At 43.5% G+C, this 16,672-nt stretch carries 16 protein-coding genes; 12 read left to right on the top strand and 4 right to left on the bottom strand.

The features are described 5' to 3' along the window. Positions 1–698 precede the first annotated feature (698 nt). A complete protein-coding gene (locus MKX34_RS24870) occupies positions 699–1,610 on the top strand; it encodes a methyl-accepting chemotaxis protein (RefSeq protein WP_076297529.1) in 912 nt (303 codons plus the stop codon). Positions 1,611–1,697: 87 nt separating this feature from the next. Here MKX34_RS24870 and MKX34_RS24865 read toward each other — a convergent pair whose 3' ends face one another. Both MKX34_RS24865 and MKX34_RS24860 read right to left on the bottom strand, forming a co-directional pair. Continuing rightward, positions 1,698–1,826, bottom strand: a complete 129-nt coding sequence (locus MKX34_RS24865; RefSeq protein WP_268748658.1) for a hypothetical protein — start codon at positions 1,824–1,826, stop codon at positions 1,698–1,700. A gap of 136 nt (positions 1,827–1,962) precedes the next feature. Continuing rightward, positions 1,963–2,277, bottom strand: coding sequence for a hypothetical protein (locus MKX34_RS24860; RefSeq protein WP_076297528.1), 315 nt, complete (start codon positions 2,275–2,277; stop codon positions 1,963–1,965). A gap of 154 nt (positions 2,278–2,431) precedes the next feature. On the opposite strand from MKX34_RS24860, the gene MKX34_RS24855 reads away from it, so the two are divergent. The 7 genes from MKX34_RS24855 (at position 2,432) to mtaB (ending at position 9,486) form a co-directional block, all read left to right on the top strand. Further along, a complete protein-coding gene (locus MKX34_RS24855; RefSeq protein ID WP_036683913.1) occupies positions 2,432–2,992 on the top strand; it encodes an RNA polymerase sigma factor in 561 nt (186 codons plus the stop codon). After that, positions 2,952–4,628, top strand: coding sequence for a DUF4179 domain-containing protein (locus MKX34_RS24850; RefSeq protein ID WP_143763790.1), 1,677 nt, complete (start codon positions 2,952–2,954; stop codon positions 4,626–4,628). The genes MKX34_RS24855 and MKX34_RS24850 overlap by 41 nt, the downstream gene beginning before the upstream one ends. A 104-nt stretch (positions 4,629–4,732) precedes the next feature. Beyond that, positions 4,733–5,311: a DNA-3-methyladenine glycosylase I gene (locus tag MKX34_RS24845; protein WP_076297527.1), complete on the top strand. Its 579-nt coding sequence runs from the start codon at positions 4,733–4,735 to the stop codon at positions 5,309–5,311. Between the two features lie 145 nt (positions 5,312–5,456). Continuing rightward, positions 5,457–6,509 carry a 50S ribosomal protein L11 methyltransferase gene (gene prmA, locus MKX34_RS24840; RefSeq protein ID WP_076141823.1) on the top strand — a complete coding sequence of 351 codons (1,053 nt, stop codon included), beginning with the start codon at positions 5,457–5,459 and terminating at the stop codon, positions 6,507–6,509. 2 nt (positions 6,510–6,511) lie between these two features. Further along, positions 6,512–7,195: a site-2 protease family protein gene (locus tag MKX34_RS24835; protein WP_036683904.1), complete on the top strand. Its 684-nt coding sequence runs from the start codon at positions 6,512–6,514 to the stop codon at positions 7,193–7,195. Between the two features lie 179 nt (positions 7,196–7,374). After that, positions 7,375–8,139: an RsmE family RNA methyltransferase gene (locus MKX34_RS24830; RefSeq protein WP_036683903.1), complete on the top strand. Its 765-nt coding sequence runs from the start codon at positions 7,375–7,377 to the stop codon at positions 8,137–8,139. A 3-nt stretch (positions 8,140–8,142) separates the two neighbouring features. Continuing rightward, the gene (mtaB, locus tag MKX34_RS24825; RefSeq protein ID WP_038572916.1) at positions 8,143–9,486 is read left to right on the top strand and encodes a tRNA (N(6)-L-threonylcarbamoyladenosine(37)-C(2))-methylthiotransferase MtaB; all 1,344 of its coding nucleotides are present in this window, start codon (positions 8,143–8,145) and stop codon (positions 9,484–9,486) included. 340 nt (positions 9,487–9,826) lie between these two features. Here mtaB and MKX34_RS24820 read toward each other — a convergent pair whose 3' ends face one another. Beyond that, on the bottom strand, positions 9,827–10,153 hold the full coding sequence (locus MKX34_RS24820) for an AzlD domain-containing protein (protein WP_036683900.1): 327 nt from the start codon (positions 10,151–10,153) through the stop codon (positions 9,827–9,829). Beyond that, positions 10,144–10,878 (bottom strand): AzlC family ABC transporter permease, encoded by a 735-nt coding sequence (locus tag MKX34_RS24815; RefSeq protein ID WP_036683898.1) that lies wholly within the window; start codon positions 10,876–10,878, stop codon positions 10,144–10,146. Before MKX34_RS24815 ends, MKX34_RS24820 begins: the two co-directional genes overlap by 10 nt. Before the next feature lie 227 nt (positions 10,879–11,105). Here MKX34_RS24815 and MKX34_RS24810 point away from each other — a divergent pair, with 227 nt between their 5' ends. The 4 genes from MKX34_RS24810 (at position 11,106) to MKX34_RS24795 (ending at position 16,641) form a co-directional block, all read left to right on the top strand. Further along, complete coding sequence (locus MKX34_RS24810; RefSeq protein ID WP_249267745.1) at positions 11,106–13,313, top strand: hypothetical protein; 2,208 nt, start codon at positions 11,106–11,108, stop codon at positions 13,311–13,313. Positions 13,314–13,464: 151 nt separating this feature from the next. Then, positions 13,465–14,025 (top strand): ECF-type riboflavin transporter substrate-binding protein, encoded by a 561-nt coding sequence (locus MKX34_RS24805; RefSeq protein WP_036683889.1) that lies wholly within the window; start codon positions 13,465–13,467, stop codon positions 14,023–14,025. Between the two features lie 82 nt (positions 14,026–14,107). Further along, on the top strand, positions 14,108–15,814 hold the full coding sequence (locus tag MKX34_RS24800; protein ID WP_076297526.1) for an ABC transporter ATP-binding protein: 1,707 nt from the start codon (positions 14,108–14,110) through the stop codon (positions 15,812–15,814). Further along, a complete protein-coding gene (locus MKX34_RS24795) occupies positions 15,811–16,641 on the top strand; it encodes an energy-coupling factor transporter transmembrane component T (RefSeq protein WP_038572909.1) in 831 nt (276 codons plus the stop codon). The genes MKX34_RS24800 and MKX34_RS24795 overlap by 4 nt, the downstream gene beginning before the upstream one ends. The last annotated feature ends 31 nt before the right edge of the window (positions 16,642–16,672 follow it).

The raw sequence follows: 16,672 nt of genomic DNA, 5'->3' as shown, positions 1-16,672 counted from the left end.
CAACTGCTGCATGAAGCGAAGGTAGACGTAGCTTACTGCACCGCAGCCTGGCTGGAGTGCATTTGATTCGGATGAACTGCCATATTTTGCTGCGTGCTCGTAACGAGGGAACGACTGAAATAGTGGTAAAATAAAGTTGATTTGTGGTTGGAATCTGAAAATTGAAATTAGTAACGGGATTGAGAATGATAGAATTTGAAAATGAAATTGAGAGTTGAACCCTAGCTGATATTTGCAGCTGGTTTTTTTTGTTATGAGATCAGAAAAATGAACTAAATTAGGGCAAGCTTTTAGCTTATAAGTAAGGCTACCGCTAAGAAGAATTTGGGCGTCTCATAGTCGACGTAGCTGTAGATGCATTTCTGTTGGAATTGGATATAATTTTCGGCATGATTGAGGTTGGAAAATGATTAATTAGGGAAAACCTCCCTGAAAAACGCTCGAAAAGATAGAAAAAGCCTGATTTCATGAGTTTTTGGTGGAGTATTTCCCTAAAAGATAGTTCAACCTTCGAATCTTGCACATCATTAGGGAAGTTTTCCCTAATTATCATTATTTTCAATTATATTAACGTCTGCAGATGTTATAAATATTTTAAGTAAAATAGCTAATATCACACTACAAATTAAGGATGTATAATTGTTCGAATATACTAACTACGACCAATCAAGTATTGAATTTTTTCAGGGGGAATTAGAATGGGGCTGGTACACTCTCAAGGAGTTACTGATGAGCTTGTTGTTAGATCTTTAGAAAGAAATTTAGCCATTATCCGGTTTGACCTTGATCGCCGAGTTGCTTATGTGAATGAGGTTTTTGCAAATTCCATGGGATATAAAAAAGATGAAATGTACGGAATGCATCATAAAGAGTTCTGTTTTCCACATTTCGCAGATAGCCCAGGTTACGAACGGTTTTGGCAGGATCTTTTTACAGGGAAGAGTTTTCAGGATAAGATCGAACGAATGGATTCGAAAGGAAATGCGGTTTGGCTTGAAGCCACCTACATGCCAGTGTTTGATGAAAGCAATGAACAAGTCATCGGAGTATCTAAAATAGCAACTAATATCACCCAAAGACAAAGCAACATGAGTAATGTTGTACTACGGATGCAAGAGATGGCAGATAGCTTGAATCAAAGAGCAGATTTAGGTATTGAGCGCAGTCAAGAATTATTACGAAGCATCAACAAAATCGCCGAAGTATCGATAGAAAATACACATACTCTAGCTAATCTTGAAAAGCAAGCTGTATCGATTCATAGCATCGTGCAAACGATTCGCGATATTGCTTCGCAAACGCAATTATTAGCCCTAAATGCTGCTATTAAGGCAGCGCATGCCGGGGAGTATGGCCGAGGTTTTGACGTGGTGGCAAAAGAAGTAAGAAAGTTATCTTCCATGGTACAAGATTCGATCATAAAGGTACGGGATAGTGTGGATGCGATCACGCTGGAAATTGGAAAGATCTCTATAGGTACAAATCAAGTGCAAGAAAATATAGAAGATAGTCAGCAGCAGGTTCTGGTGGCGTTGGAGGATTTTTCGAAGATTGCTTCATCTGCACAAAATCTCGACACACAAGCGCGTGAAGTTATGGATATTCTCTAGCAGCAGTATGTATGTTGATAGATTGAATATCAGCAAAAAAGGGTCGGTCTCCTACTTGCGAGAGATAGACCCTTTTAATTGTTGGTATTATCCGATTTTGTTAACAATCAAGGTAGGAATCATATATCTATGATTTATGATGACTCCGTTAACTCCGGTGTTACCAGAAGCACCAGTCGTGCCAGTGACTCCAGTCGCGCCCGTAGCTCCCGTCACTCCAGTAACTCCCGTGTCCCCAATCGCCCCATCAGAGCCAGTCCCACCTTTAGCCCCATCATCCCAGTAGCGCCTGTCGCGCCAGTTGCCCCATCATATCCAAGTAATTTTGCTGTAACTAGTCGATGCGGGGCAACTAATTTTTCTGCACGATCTTTACCCCAAAATGATATTTGGATTGGATGATCTGGCAAACTAGCAGTTGTGAAAAAAAATCAAAAGTATCAAAATCAGCAAAATAATTTTTAGTTATTACCTGATTTGGTATCACATCTAGCAGATCGCATACATATTGAATTCTTTCTTCATTCATGTAGTAGCCTTCAATCAGAACTGTAGAAGCAATCTGACCGCTCCCATTAGCGAATTTGACCGTGACCTGTTGTGTAAGTCTTGTGTTGTTTTCTGAGTTAACATTGTTTTCTATCGGACCAGTAGTTAAAAGAGTCATTGTCCTTCCTCCATTTGCTTCATTCAGATTATTAAGCCCGTTTGATTTTCCCTATGTCTTTAAGAGTAGCGATAGTTTATGCTCAGAAAAACGAACCTTTTCCAAGGATTGGTTGTCATATAGATATCTCAGTCAAGAAAGGAGGGCGCAAGATTTGGAGAGTAACCGGGAGTTATTTGAAACCTACAATAAAGATGTATACCGGACTTGCTACTATATGGTGCATGACGCGGCGGATGCAGAGGATTTGACTCAGGATGTCTTTATTACAGTATTTCGCAGCAATCGTGAGCACGTGGAGCATATCAAGGCTTGGATTATGAAAATAACGGTCAACCATTGCCTCAATCATTTGAAACGAAAACGAACCTTGCAACAGAAGATAACGGACAACCTTCATTTCTTTAATAAAACGGCAGAAACAGCTGTGGAGCAGCAGATTGAGCAGCGTGAGACGGAGGTCGAGTGGGCGCAATATATGAGCCAGGTCCCTATCAAACTTAGGATGGTGCTCACACTTAGGTATATGCATGATTTCAGTCTGGCTGAAATTTCGGATCTGCTGTCCATTCCACTTGGAACGACCAAATCTAGGCTGCATAAAGGACTAACGGTAATGAGGAGAATCCTGCAGGAGGCTGGGGTTCAAATTGAACTAAAGGAGGGCGAAGCTTTTGAAAAAGTTAGAAAATATGCTGGAGCATCGTTTAAATGAAGATAAAGGCGTGCCTTATCCAGATTTTGAACGCATGTGGGGACGTTTAGAGCAAGAAAACAGTACAATGACTCCCCTACAACTTCGTATGGCCAATGGTAGCGGGAACAGAGGGAGAAACTGGAGTAAAATAGCTGTGGTTGCTTCATTCTCAGTACTTATTGCAGCGGCACCCGTATATGCGGCAGTGCATTATGATTGGGATAATTTGCTCCATGGGAGAGGAGGCGTTCAAGCAGCGCTGGCCCAAAATCTCGGACAACAACTGAACCAGTCGGTGACACAGGATGGAGTAACTCTGAAGCTACATACAGCGATTGTGGATGAGAATCGGACGGTTATCTTATTCACTTTGGATGTAGGAAAACGCTTGGAAAATGAAAATTGGAATGTTAAAGGAATGACTTTGAAGGGCGCAGATGGGGCGAATGGTCCCAGTGAGTTCAGTTATGTGTTATGGGATGAGAAAAATCAACATTACAACGGATATTTCGAGAGTGATTGGACACCGAAAAAGGATACTGTGAATGTGCAACTAGTTGCAGATAATCTGCAAGCCTTTAGCACACAGGAGTTAGATTTACCGCTGGATATCCAATCGCAGGAGACACAAAAGTTTCCTATTGGACAGGAAGGGATGCGCAGCATAGAGGTGAAACCTTTTACCCAAGGACAAGAAAAAATATTATTCTCTTCAGCGATCATTTTTGATCAGCCAGAAACAAAAGAATGGGCCTTTCCAAATATAGTCGCTTACAAAAACGGAACGCTCATAAATTCGCTGGCAGGAGGTGCTTTCGGTACACCGGGAGAAAACGGGGAATATACGTCCCAGCAATATTTTAAGGCGGCTGATATTTCCAGCGGAGAAGTGAATTACAAGCTGCAGTACATGAAACAAGAGAAAAAGGTTGAGGGGCCACTAGCTTTTGATCTTCAATTAAGCAAAAAGCAGATGGAGAGCGGAACCATAAATACTTCATTGAATCTGCCGCTAGAAGAGGGCGAACCTAATTACACGCTGGAGAAAATGGTAGTGACGCCTACTCAAATTCGAATCGCTATTAGAAGTAAAGAGAAAGGCACCAATTTCCCGTATCAAAAGTCTACTCTTGAAGTAGCAGGCAAGACGCTGGAGGGCAATTTCTGGAGATCTCCAGAAGGTGAGCCGGAATTAACAGTGCTTCGTTTTGAGCGGCCAGTTGACCTTGAAATCACAGAAGAGACGCCAATTACCTTTGTTGCTAAATACAAGGTGACTCAGCACGGCAGCTATAAAATTAACAAGGACGAAAAAACACCACTTCTGTTGACGAATATATCTGATAAGAAACAGACGCTTATCCAGCAGCTTAGTGGTTATCCGGTAAAATGGACGTACTATATGCAGGGTGCCGATCTTTATGTAGAGACTGAAAGTGAAGATGCTCGCTTCGGTGGAATTAACCAGACCCATATCGGAATAGGGAAAGAGCGTATTTTAGGTAAACCTCTGACCGTTAATTTCACGGGGGATGGAAACAATAAGGCCATTGATGTTTACAAGGGTTTCAAAGGTACAGAAGCTTCTATTTATATATTCTTCTATACAACTGACGATCCGGATAAAGAAACAAGAGTGCAGCTGCGGCCATAGAAAATCTTTTTTAGGGAGGAACCTTGTGTTCTTCCCTTTTTTTCGTTTACAGTGAGTAGATGCTGAGTGGACTCAGCGAGGATTAGCGTAAAGGAGAGAACAGGATGGAAATCACTCGCTGTGCTTGGGTTAATGAGGATCCTTTATATATCGCCTACCATGATGAAGAGTGGGGCAAACCTCTGTATGATGACCGGAAGCTGTTTGAGTTACTTATGCTCGAAGGCATGCAGGCAGGGTTAAGCTGGTACACCGTCTTAAAAAAGCGGGCACATTACAAAGAGGTATTTGATGGATTTGATCCGGAAAAGATTGTGCATTATGATGAGCCGAAAATTGCTGAGCTGATGAATGATCCCGGGATTATTAGAAATCGCTTAAAGATTGATTCTATCATTCGTAATGCAAGCGTATATTTGCAAATTAGTGCGGAAACAGGCAGCTTTGCAAATTATCTCTGGAGTTTTGTGGGGGGCGCACCTGCGATTAACCATTGGAAGACACGTGCGGATGTCCCTGCTTCGACGGCTCAGTCTGACGCAATGAGTAAAGCATTAAAAAAGCGAGGCATGAAGTTTGTCGGCTCTACCATATGTTATGCTTTTATGCAGGCATCGGGGATGGTAGATGATCATTCGCTCGATTGCTTTTGCAGGAGCAGCACGGGCATGGCAGAGCGTTGATCTGTAGTTTGGCGTTACCCCAAGAAGAAATGTTATACTATGAAGCGAATGCTCACAAAACTAAGTCTATGCTTACGAAGCCAGTTTTGCACGAAGTCAATCAATGAAGCTAACGCTCACAAAACTTTAGGAGGATCACATAAAGATGTTATGGCATGAAGTGACGATACATACAACAGAAGATGCACAAGAAATGATTTCGAATTTTTTATATGAAGCAGGAGCGGGTGGGGTTTCTATTGAAGAATCCGGAACACTCAGTAAAGAGCGGAATACGCGTTACGGTGAATTATACGACCAACCCTTGAATGATATCCCAGAAGGGGAAGCGGTAATCAAAGGTTATTATGCCGATTCCACGGATATGGATGCTGTTATAGAAGAACTGACTCCACGGGTAGCAGAATTGCGTGAGTACGGTATTGATCCGGGCAAATCGCTGATTTCTTGGAAAACCGTAGATGAAGACGAATGGGCGCATGCTTGGAAGCAATATTTTAAACCGCTCAGGGTATCGGAGCGTCTCACGATTAAACCAACTTGGGAGGAATATACGCCTGAGCGCCCAGATGAAGCAATCATTGAGCTGGACCCTGGTATGGCATTTGGTACAGGGACTCACCCTACAACTGCTTTGTGCCTGCGTGCGCTTGAAAAGAATATTAGCGGCGGCGAAGAAGTGATCGATGTCGGTACGGGGTCAGGAATATTGGCTGTAGGTGCGATGCTGCTTGGTGCGAAATCCGTGCTGGCGTTAGATTTGGACCCGGTAGCTGTTGAAAGTGCGCGCGAGAATGTAGCACTGAACAAACTTGAGAAGTTCATTACGGTAAAAGAAAGCGACCTGCTCTCCTTGCTAGGCGGTGAAGGCGTAGCTGACACAGCTGCTGGAGAAATGTGGCCATCCGCTAGACCGGGTCACACTCTTGAGGGAACACCTGCTGAGCAAGTAACAGAGGATAGTCTTGGCGTTACACTCCCAGTGAAGATTGTAGTTGCGAATATTTTGGCAGAAATCATCGTATTGTTTACGGATGACGTGTATCGTGCACTTCAGCCAGGAGGCTTGTATATTACCTCTGGTATTTACAAGGATAAAGAAGGACTTGTGGCTAACGCACTACAAGAGTCCGGCTTTGAGATTATGGAAGTATCCCGTGAAGAAGATTGGGTGGCATTTACAGCCGGAAAGAGGTAAAAATGGATATATTGCAAAGTATAATACGTGTAGATCTGGATCAGCTTCCTTTTCTGCTCATTACGATTTTAATTGCTTTTACAGTACATGAATTCAGTCATGCTTATTTCGCCAATAAGTTCGGTGACCCTACCGCTAGATTATTAGGACGCATGACGCTTAACCCTGCTGTACACTTCGATTTTTTTGGTATTTTACTGCTGCTGGTTGCTGGTTTCGGGTGGGCGCGTCCGGTTCCTGTAAACCGCGATAACTTTAGCCGCCCCCGTCTGATGGGAGTCATTGTGTCTGCTGCGGGCCCAATCAGTAACCTGTTACTAGGGATTATTGGTGCTTTAATATATGGGGTGCTTGCGGCAACTGGTGTATTAGAGTCGATCTCCAATGACCGCGTATTAGAGGCAGTGTATTTGTTCTTTGGCACCTTTATTCAATGGAACTTCTTTCTATTCTTATTCAATCTGATTCCATTGCCTCCGCTGGATGGCTACCGGATTGTGGAGGATATTGCCCCTCGCTCTATTCGGGGCAAATTACAGCAATTTGAGCAATGGGCTGTATTTATCTTTTTATTAATTCTGTTTATTCCAGGGTTACGAACCTATACCATTGATCCTCTTGGCCACTGGGCTAGTGAAATGTCGAGAACATTTGTGCAGCTATTCCTAAGAATGTTTGGCAGCTAAGGTAGGGACTGAAGTCTGGTCAACCCTGCTTAAACATTGTATTATGTAATTTGTTGAAAAATAGGATAGTTAAATTTCGCCTGATCCATAGTTATATTTCTCTAAGAAACGGGTGACGTCTTAATTAAGGCGTCTTTACCGTTTCTTCTTACTGAATTCATGAACAGGATGATGAAGAGATGCAGCGATATTTTGTTACACCGGAGCAGTTTGGTACGGATAACGTTAGAATTGACGGAGAAGATGCAAGGCATATTGCCAAAGTGATGCGCGGTAAGGCTGGGGACAAGCTTATTGTCAGCGATGGCGTCTCCCGTGAAGCGTTAGTGGAGATTGCTCAGATCGAAATAGGAGAAGTGACAGTGAACATCCTGGAAACCCTGGAGATGACGCATGAACCGCGGATAAAAATCACAGTGGCTCAGAGCTTACCCAAGGCTGATAAGATGGAAACTGTCATTCAAAAGTGTACAGAAATTGGAGCCGTTGGTTTTATTCCTTTTCTGTCGGAGCGCACGATTGTACAATACGATGAACGCAAGGAAAGTAAGCGGCTGGACCGCTGGCGTAAAATTTGTAAAGAAGCTGCCGAGCAGGCACACCGGAACATCGTTCCGGCTGTAGGCTCACCGTTATCCTGGAAGCAGCTGCTACAGACTTTTAGTGAGTATGATGCAATTTATTTCTGTTATGAAAAAGAAGAAGGCTTGCAGCTTCGCAGCAGTGTTGCCCCTTGGTTATCCTCGCTTTCACCGCAGGCTGGTGGGAAGGTATTGATTGTGGTAGGTCCTGAAGGGGGCTTTACACCAGAGGAATGCCAAAAGGCAGAAGAAGCTGGTGCAGTTTCCGTAGGACTAGGACGGCGTATTCTGCGCTGTGAGACAGCGGGCATGGTTGCCGCTGCTTGTATTTTATATGAATCTGGAGAAATGGGAGGAGCTTAAGAGATGCCATCCGTAGCATTTTATACTTTAGGTTGTAAAGTGAATTTTTATGACACCGAAGCCATCTGGCAGCTATTCAAAAATGAAGGTTACGAGCAGGTCGATTTCGAGGGACCTGCCGATGTATATCTGATTAATACTTGTACTGTAACTAATACAGGTGACAAAAAAAGCCGTCAAATGATTCGTCGTGCCGTTCGCCGCAATCCGGAGGCTATCGTGGCGGTTACTGGCTGCTATGCACAGACCTCTCCTGGTGAGATTCTTGATATTCCTGGTGTCGATCTTGTTATTGGTAACCAGGACCGCGATCAGATCATGACGCATGTGAAGAACATTGAAGCCTCACGTCAGCCAGTCAACGCTGTTCGTAATATTATGAAGACACGTGAATTCGAAGAGATGGATGTACCTGGCTTTGCGGATCGGACGCGTGCTTTTATGAAGATTCAGGATGGCTGCAACAACTTCTGCACATTCTGCATCATTCCATGGTCACGTGGACTTTCCCGCAGTCGTGATCCCAAAAGCATCGTAACCCAGGCGCATCAATTAGTAGAAGCAGGGTATAAAGAATTTGTTCTCACGGGTATTCATACCGGTGGTTACGGTGATGATCTTGATAATTACCGTCTAGCCGATTTGCTGTGGGATCTAGATAAGGTGGATGGATTGGAGCGGGTACGTATCAGTTCTATCGAAGCCAGCCAGATCGATGAGAAGCTGCTGGAGGTGCTGAACCGTTCCTCTAAAATGTGCCGTCATCTGCATATCCCGCTGCAAGCCGGACATAATGATGTGCTGAAAGCAATGCGCCGTAAATATACGACAGAAGAATATTACGCCAAAATGCAGCTGATCCGTCAGGCGATGCCAGATGTCGGGATTACTACGGATGTTATCGTTGGATTCCCGGGGGAGACCGATGAAATGTTCCGTGCCGGCTACGATTTCATGAAGGCTATTAATTACTCTGAGATGCATGTATTCCCTTACTCCAAGCGGACGGGCACTCCAGCAGCGCGGATGGAGAATCAGATCGACGAAGAAATCAAAAATGTACGCGTGCAGGAACTGATTGATCTTTCAGAAGAAATGCAAATAGCTTATGCTCGTAAATTTGTAGGCCAGACATTAAGTGTTATTCCGGAAAGAGCCGCAAAAGGGGCTCCGGGCCGCAATATCCAGCATGGGTTTAGCGACAACTATTTGCAGGTGTTCTTCGATGGTGAAGATTCACTCCAAGGAGAACTTTGTCAGGTGAAGATAACGGAAGCTGGCGTGAACGAATGCCGCGGCGAGTTGATCGGGGTTAGTCAGACTGGGCTTCAGCAGGCTGTTCGTTAAGCAATAAATATCCGTTAAATAGATAGTAGTAAAAAGAAAACAGAGCAGTCATTTTCCCGTTAATGGGGAAGGGCTGCTCTGTTTTTTAGTTGCTGCTGCCTAGACCACCAATTCATAACAATCTCCTGATGCTTTCGGACCCAGATGGCGTTATTTGCAATTTTTTTGCCTTTTATGCTTAGTTTCGGACCCCAGTGCAGCTATTCCTCAGAAAGTGGTTCATAATAGGTGTTTTTCATGACAATAGCGACAATGGTGTCCGTTAGTGTTCCAAAAGTGGGATAAAGCTGTGAATAAGGTCAACTGGGTCCGATAGCGACTTCATACGCGTAGAAGTGGATCAAAAAAACATCCGTAGGATCATGATTGAAACAATCCCCGCCAGTACAGTGCCTAGCAAGCTCCGGGTTTTTATCGCAACCAAAAAAGTAGGCAATGCCGCAAAAAGCTCAATGTTATTAGCTAAAGACGAAAATTTTCCATCATTCAAAAATATCTCCTGACCTATTAATGCCGCCATAACAGAGATAGGAACATAATTTAACCAGCGCATTCCCCATTCTGGCAATTCAAACCGGCTAAGGATCATAAGCGGAACCACCCTGGGAATAAAGGTCACAAAAGCTGCTCCTAGAATGATCAGAAATACATCCCATCTCACTTCCATTTTTCAAACACCATCCCTATCGTTGACGCAATAACTGTAGCGATAATCACTCCAACACTACTGGAGAATAGGAAAGAGCTTCCTACTGCTATGATTACGGCAAGGATTGCGACAACCAAATCTAGTTTGATTTTATTACGGTCAATCATGGAAATTACAAGAATGCCAATAAACATCGCAGGTAAGGCAAACTGCAAACCGAATTGATCAGGGTCTGAGATCCACTGGGCTAAAAAAGCTCCCGCTACATTCGCAAGAAACCAATTTAAATATGCTGTGAGATTTAGACCGTGCATCCATTTTTCACTGATTTGCTGCTTATTCAAAGCTTGATTGATGGCAACTCCAAAGGTCTCATCAGTCAATAAAGAACCAACCAGCATATTTCTCAGTGGGGAAAGATGGCGGAAATAAGGAGAAAGAGCTGCACTAAGCAAAATATGGCGAAGATTCACGATAAATATCGTAATGATAATGGCCGCAGGCGAGCTGCTAACGGCTATCATTCCAGCAGCTATAAACTGAGCGGAGCCCGCGTAAAGAATCAAGCTGATTAAGGCAATCTCAGCAATGCTGAGTCCGGCTGTCTTTTGAACAACGCCTGCTGCAAGTCCGATGCTTAAGTAGCCTAGTAGTGTGGGAATACAATCTTTTACCCCTTTAAGGAAGCTATCTTCCTGTTTAGGAGACGGGATTGCTTCTAGTTGGACGTTCTCTGCACTCATCGTAGCCCCCTTGTTTCAAGAAAGAATTTAGTAGTTAGCATATTACTTCCTAATATTTTGATCAACCTTTACCGTATTATCTAGTCTGAAAGTCCCGAATTTCGCTTTATAGAGCCAGGGGGTAAACACTTAGGGTACAATTGTCGATATAAGTAAAAGAGTGTGGGGATAAACCACCGAACGACATTATAGCCTAAGGGAGAGAACAAATGACTGTGTACAGGAAAATGACGAAAATGCTCCTCATCATGATATTGTTAGCTACTGCGGTTTTTCCGGTAAGTGTCTTTGCAGCGACCGGCGATATCAACTCGATTGAATTCGAAAGCTCAGCTAAAGTAGAGCTTACGGTTGGACAAACGCCAAAGCAACTTAAGGTATATGCGAATGTGGAAGGGTCCTCATCTAAAAGAGATGTGACAGGTGCAGTGGTATGGAATTCTTCTAACACAAACGCTGTAAAGGTAGTAAATGGCCTGCTGACTCCGATAGACAGTGGAAAAGCTATTATTACAGCGACTTATAATCATGCACTTGCTACCATTGAAGTTGAGGTAGCACATCCTGTTAAAGAACTGAAGCTCGAATATAGTTCTGAAGGGAACTACAAATTGGGTGATGATGAGGATAAACTGCTGGTCAAAGCCAATGCGATTGGTGGAGAAACAGCGACTTCTGCTAAGGATGTAACGGCTGATACTACTTGGAGCAGCTCGAACACAAGCGTATTGACCATTGCAGAAGGTAAGATCACTTTGGCTGGTGAAGGTACAGCAACGATCACTGCCAAATACAAGACCTTAACAGCAACCTTTAAGGCTGTAGTGAAATTGCCTTATTCTGAAATTGAGCTTAAACATGACGACAAAATCGTTAAAGAACTAGAGATGCTAGTTGGAGATGCACCTTTGAAATTGGTTGCAGAGACTAAAGAAACTACAAAATCCAGCGCAAATGATATTTCAGCGAAAGCGGAATGGTCCTCTTCTAGTGCTAGTGTAGCTACAGTAGACAAAGGCGAGATCAAAGTGTTGTCTGCTGGTAAAGCTGTAATTACAGTATCCTATCTGGGGATTACACAAACTGTAGACGTATATGTACGTGCTCCTTATGAAGCGCTACTACTTACTCCTACAGGAGATCAATTCCTGTTTATGGGTGAAACCCTGAACGTTAAGGCTGAGGTTCGCGATGCTGCGAATTCTACTCCGAATATTTCAGGCAGCGCAGTATGGACTTCGGATAACCAATTGGCGGCAACCGTTACGCCTGGTAGCGATACCGCGGCAGTGACTGCTAAAGCAGTGGGAACTTCGGTTATTAAAGCAGAGTACAGAGGAATTAATAAAAGCTTTAAGCTGACAGTTTATCCTACGATTACAGAACTGGAAGCCGACAAGACGGAACTGGAGCTTTACACAGATGACACCGTAAGCCTTCCAAAAGTAAACGGTACAAAGCTTGACGGAACAAAGCTAGATCTTAGCAGTGATATCGAGTGGACCTCTGCGGATGATGAGATTGCCACCATTAAAGACGGTAAAATTGTAGCTGAATCGGCAGGTATTGTGAAGGTTATCGGTAAAATAAAATCAGAAAACCCAACGACTTCAAAAACAGCTGTAAGAGAAAAAAGTGTTGAAGTAAAGGTTACAGTGAAAGATAAAGTCCTTGTCTTGCTTGGACCAGAAGAAAATCTGGTGATTGTTACTGGTGAAGAGAAGGCTGTTCCTGAAGTGAAAGCTGTGATGGAAAACGGCAGTGAACTTGATGCTACTGGAACTATGGAATGGGAGCTTACCGGTACGAATGCAATTATCAAGACAACAACTTCCGGTAAGGTAATCAAAGGACTGGTGAAGGGTTCTGCTACTTTAAAGGGAACTTACGCCAATAAAACCATCAGTATCCCAGTTACCATTGAACAAAAGGTTACTAAGCTTGTTGTAGAACCTACTGCTATCGAAATGAACATTAAAGGCTCTAAAGCGATAAAGGTAACGGCTTATTATTCTAATGGTAAAACGGGGAATGTCTCCAGCAGTATGAATTGGCAGTCCTCGAATGAGGCGGTTGCTACGGTTAAAGCTACATCCGTTAAAGCAGTAACAGAAGGTACTGCTACGCTGACAGGATCTTACCAAGGGATTGCTGCTAGTGTCAAAATTACTGTAGTTCCTAAACTGACAAAGCTAACCGTTAATGAAAGCAGACTGAAAATGGCTCCGGGAGCCGTTCAGAATGTAGTCGTGACTGCACAGTATGATACTGGTAAGACTGCTGTTGTTACTGGAAGTGCGGTATGGACCAGCTCCAAGCCTTCTGTAGCGAGAGTATCTGCTAGCGGTCAGATTGTAGCTGTGAGTAAAGGAACGACATCCATTAAAGGAAAGCTAGGCGGCAAGACAGTTACGGTATCAGTGACAGTGAAGTAATAGAAAATAGGATCTGAATAATCAACTATGAATCTGCAAAGCCAACATTATGTTGCTTTGCAGATTTTTTTATTTGGATTCTATAGTAATTCCGACTATTCCGATGTATAATCACATAAAACATAATAGATGCGTTGGGGGAGATGAGAACATGGCAAAACAAAAGGTGTTGTCGATCAAGACGATTGTAGCGATTGGTATTGGTTCTGCTTTATTCGTTATATTGGGGAGATTCGGCTCGATTCCTTCGGGTATTCCAAACACTAACATCGAGACTACATACGCATTACTGGCATTGTTCTCCCTATTGTACGGTCCGTTTGCCGGATTATTTATAGGCCTGATCGGGCATACCCTGAAGGATACGATATCTTATGGATCGCCATGGTTCAGTTGGGTCATATCATCTGGCATTGTAGGGCTGGTTATTGGCTTGTTAGTAGCTAGAATCGCTATTCATGACGGGGAATTCGGACGAAAGGAAATAATACGCTTTAATCTGGCTCAGATTGCAGCGAATGCTGTAGCATGGTTCCTTGTAGCCCCGGTGTTGGATATTCTGATCTATGCAGAACCCGTAAATAAAGTATTTACGCAAGGACTGACCGCAGGTGCATTAAATATAGCTTCGGTGGCAGTGATCGGATCTTTACTAGCCATTGCGTATGCTAAGACAAGAACGAAACAGGGCAGCTTAACTAGAGAAGCTTGAGTGGAATACAAATCCAAGCTAAAAAAGCCGGTGGAAATCACCGGCTTTTTTCTCTTCACATTAACCCAGAGGAAGGTCTCGGATGAAAAAAGTAATGATTGAATTTAAGGATTTCAGCTTTCAATATCGGGCACAGCAGGAACCCACACTGCAGGGGATCAACTTAACGATTGTTGAAGGGGAAAAGGTGCTTATCGTGGGGCCTTCAGGTTCTGGGAAAAGTACACTTGCTCATTGTATTAATGGTCTCATTCCTTTTGCTTACAGTGGGGAAATATCAGGTTCATTACGGATTATGGGCCAGGAGCAGAAGGATCTGAGTATCGCAGAGCTGTCCAATCAGGTGGGTACCGTATTGCAGGACCCGGATGGACAATTTGTAGGATTAACGGTTGGTGAGGATATCGCCTTCAGTCTAGAGAACCATGTGGTTCAGCAGACAGAAATGAAGAGTAAAGTGGCGGCTGCCGCAAGAGCGGTGGATATCCACGAATTTCTGGCGTCTTCTCCTCAGGAGTTATCGGGTGGACAAAAGCAAAAAACGACCTTGGCAGGTGTTCTGGTAGGTGATGTGGACATCCTGCTCTTTGATGAACCGCTGGCAAGCTTAGATCCTTATACCGGTATAAAAGCGATTGAGCTTATTGATCGAGTGCATAAAGAGACAGGTAAAACCGTTATTATGATCGAGCATCGTCTTGAAGAGGTGCTGCATCGGGCAGTGGATCGTATTATTGTGATCCATGAAGGACGTATTGTGTCGGATATGCCGGCTGCAGAACTGTTGAGCACAACGTTGCTTTCAGAAGTTGGCATTCGGGAACCTCTCTATTTAACGGCTTTAAAGTATGCCGGATGTTCGATTACAGCAAATATGAATCCGCAGCATGTGAACGATATAGAGTTGGAGGCGTGTTCTAATAAACTAAAGATCTGGTATGAGTGCAATCAGTCACGCCAGGATAAGCTGGATAGCCCACCCATCCTTGAGCTTAGCGATATTTCTTTTGGATACGAAAAAAATCAGCAGGTGCTGGATAAGCTCAATCTCTGTGTTCATAAAGGAGAGATGGTCTGTATAGCGGGGCGAAATGGAGCTGGAAAATCTACAGTTTCCAAGCTTATTTGTGGCTTCTATAAACCTACTTCCGGATCGATACGGATGCATGGGCGCGATATTGCTCAGGACACGATTAAGGAGCGGGCAGAGCGGATCGGTTTTGTCATGCAAAATCCCAACCATATGATTTCTAAGACACTTTTATATGACGAGGTCGCTCTAGGACTTAGACTCCGAGGTTGCTCTGAGGAGCTCGTTCGTGAACGTGTCCATCAAGTCTTGAAGGTGTGCGGACTTTATGTTTTTCGCAGCTGGCCTATTTCGGCGCTTAGTTATGGCCAGAAGAAACGGGTTACGATTGCCGCTATTCTGGTACTGGAGCCGGAAGTGATCATTTTGGATGAGCCGACTGCTGCTCAGGATTACAGGCATTATAACGAAATGATGGAATTTCTCTTGACGCTGCGGGGGCAGGGGATGACGGTCATTATGATCACGCATGATATGCACTTGATGCTGGAATATGCCGATAGAGCTATAGTGTTAGCTGATGGCGTGAAGCTTGCGGATGATAGCCCTGAGCGAATATTAACGAATACTGATGTGGTAAAAAAAGCGAACTTGAAAGAAACCTCGCTTTTTGCCCTAGCTGTAAAAGCTGAACTGAAACAACCAGAGGAGTTCGTTAGAAGGTTCATTGCGTATGATAGGAGGAGCCGAGGCGGATGAAGGCCAAAATGTTAACTTTTACGAAGCAGGATTCACCTATTCACCGTCTTACCGGCGCTACTAAGTTGATTTTATTTGTAGTGTGGTCTGTGACGGGGATGATTACATATGATACAAGATGTCTAATTGTGATGCTGTTATTTAGTTTGCTTGCCTTTAGAATTTCCAAAGTCCAATTTCAGGATTATGCTTTCGTATTATATTTCATCTTGATTTTCTTTTTGCTTAATCATATAGCTATCTTTATCTTTTCTCCTTTGGAGGGCGTACGTGTTTACGGTACACGTCATGATATTATGCACATTGCAGGCCGGTATACGGTAACTTGGGAGCAGCTATTCTATCAATTCAATATTGCCCTCAAATATGCAGTGGTCATTCCAATGGCACTATTGTTTCTTCTAACGACCCATCCCAGTGAATTTGCAGCATCCTTAAACAGAGTTGGAGTGAACTATAAAATTGCATATTCTGTATCGCTGGCTCTGCGGTACATTCCGGATATTCAACGAGATTATGAGAATATATCGTTTTCTGCTCAAGCAAGGGGAATAGATATTTCCAGAAAAGAAAAGCTGCCTAAGCGGCTAAAAAATATCATTTCGATTCTGATGCCCCTAATTTTGACTAGTATCGAGCGAATTGAAAATATCAGTACCGCTATGGAGCTGCGCGGCTTTGGCACTGAGACAAAACGAACTTGGTATAGCAGTCGCCCGTTCACGAGAGACGATTATTTTGCATTGGCTTTGTTTGCGCTGATTGGAATTTTCTCGACGGTGATCACTTTTTACGACGGTTCGCGGTTTTATAATATTTTCGATTGAAGTATAATAGTACAGTTGTGGAAAGCTGGGG

The sequence above is a fragment of the Paenibacillus sp. FSL R5-0636 genome, from assembly GCF_037974255.1.
In the GTDB taxonomy this organism is placed as follows: Bacteria; Bacillota; Bacilli; order Paenibacillales; family Paenibacillaceae; genus Paenibacillus_AQ; species Paenibacillus_AQ odorifer.
The sequence above is the reverse complement of the archived record's forward strand: the minus strand, read 5'-3'. Positions and strand labels throughout refer to the sequence as shown.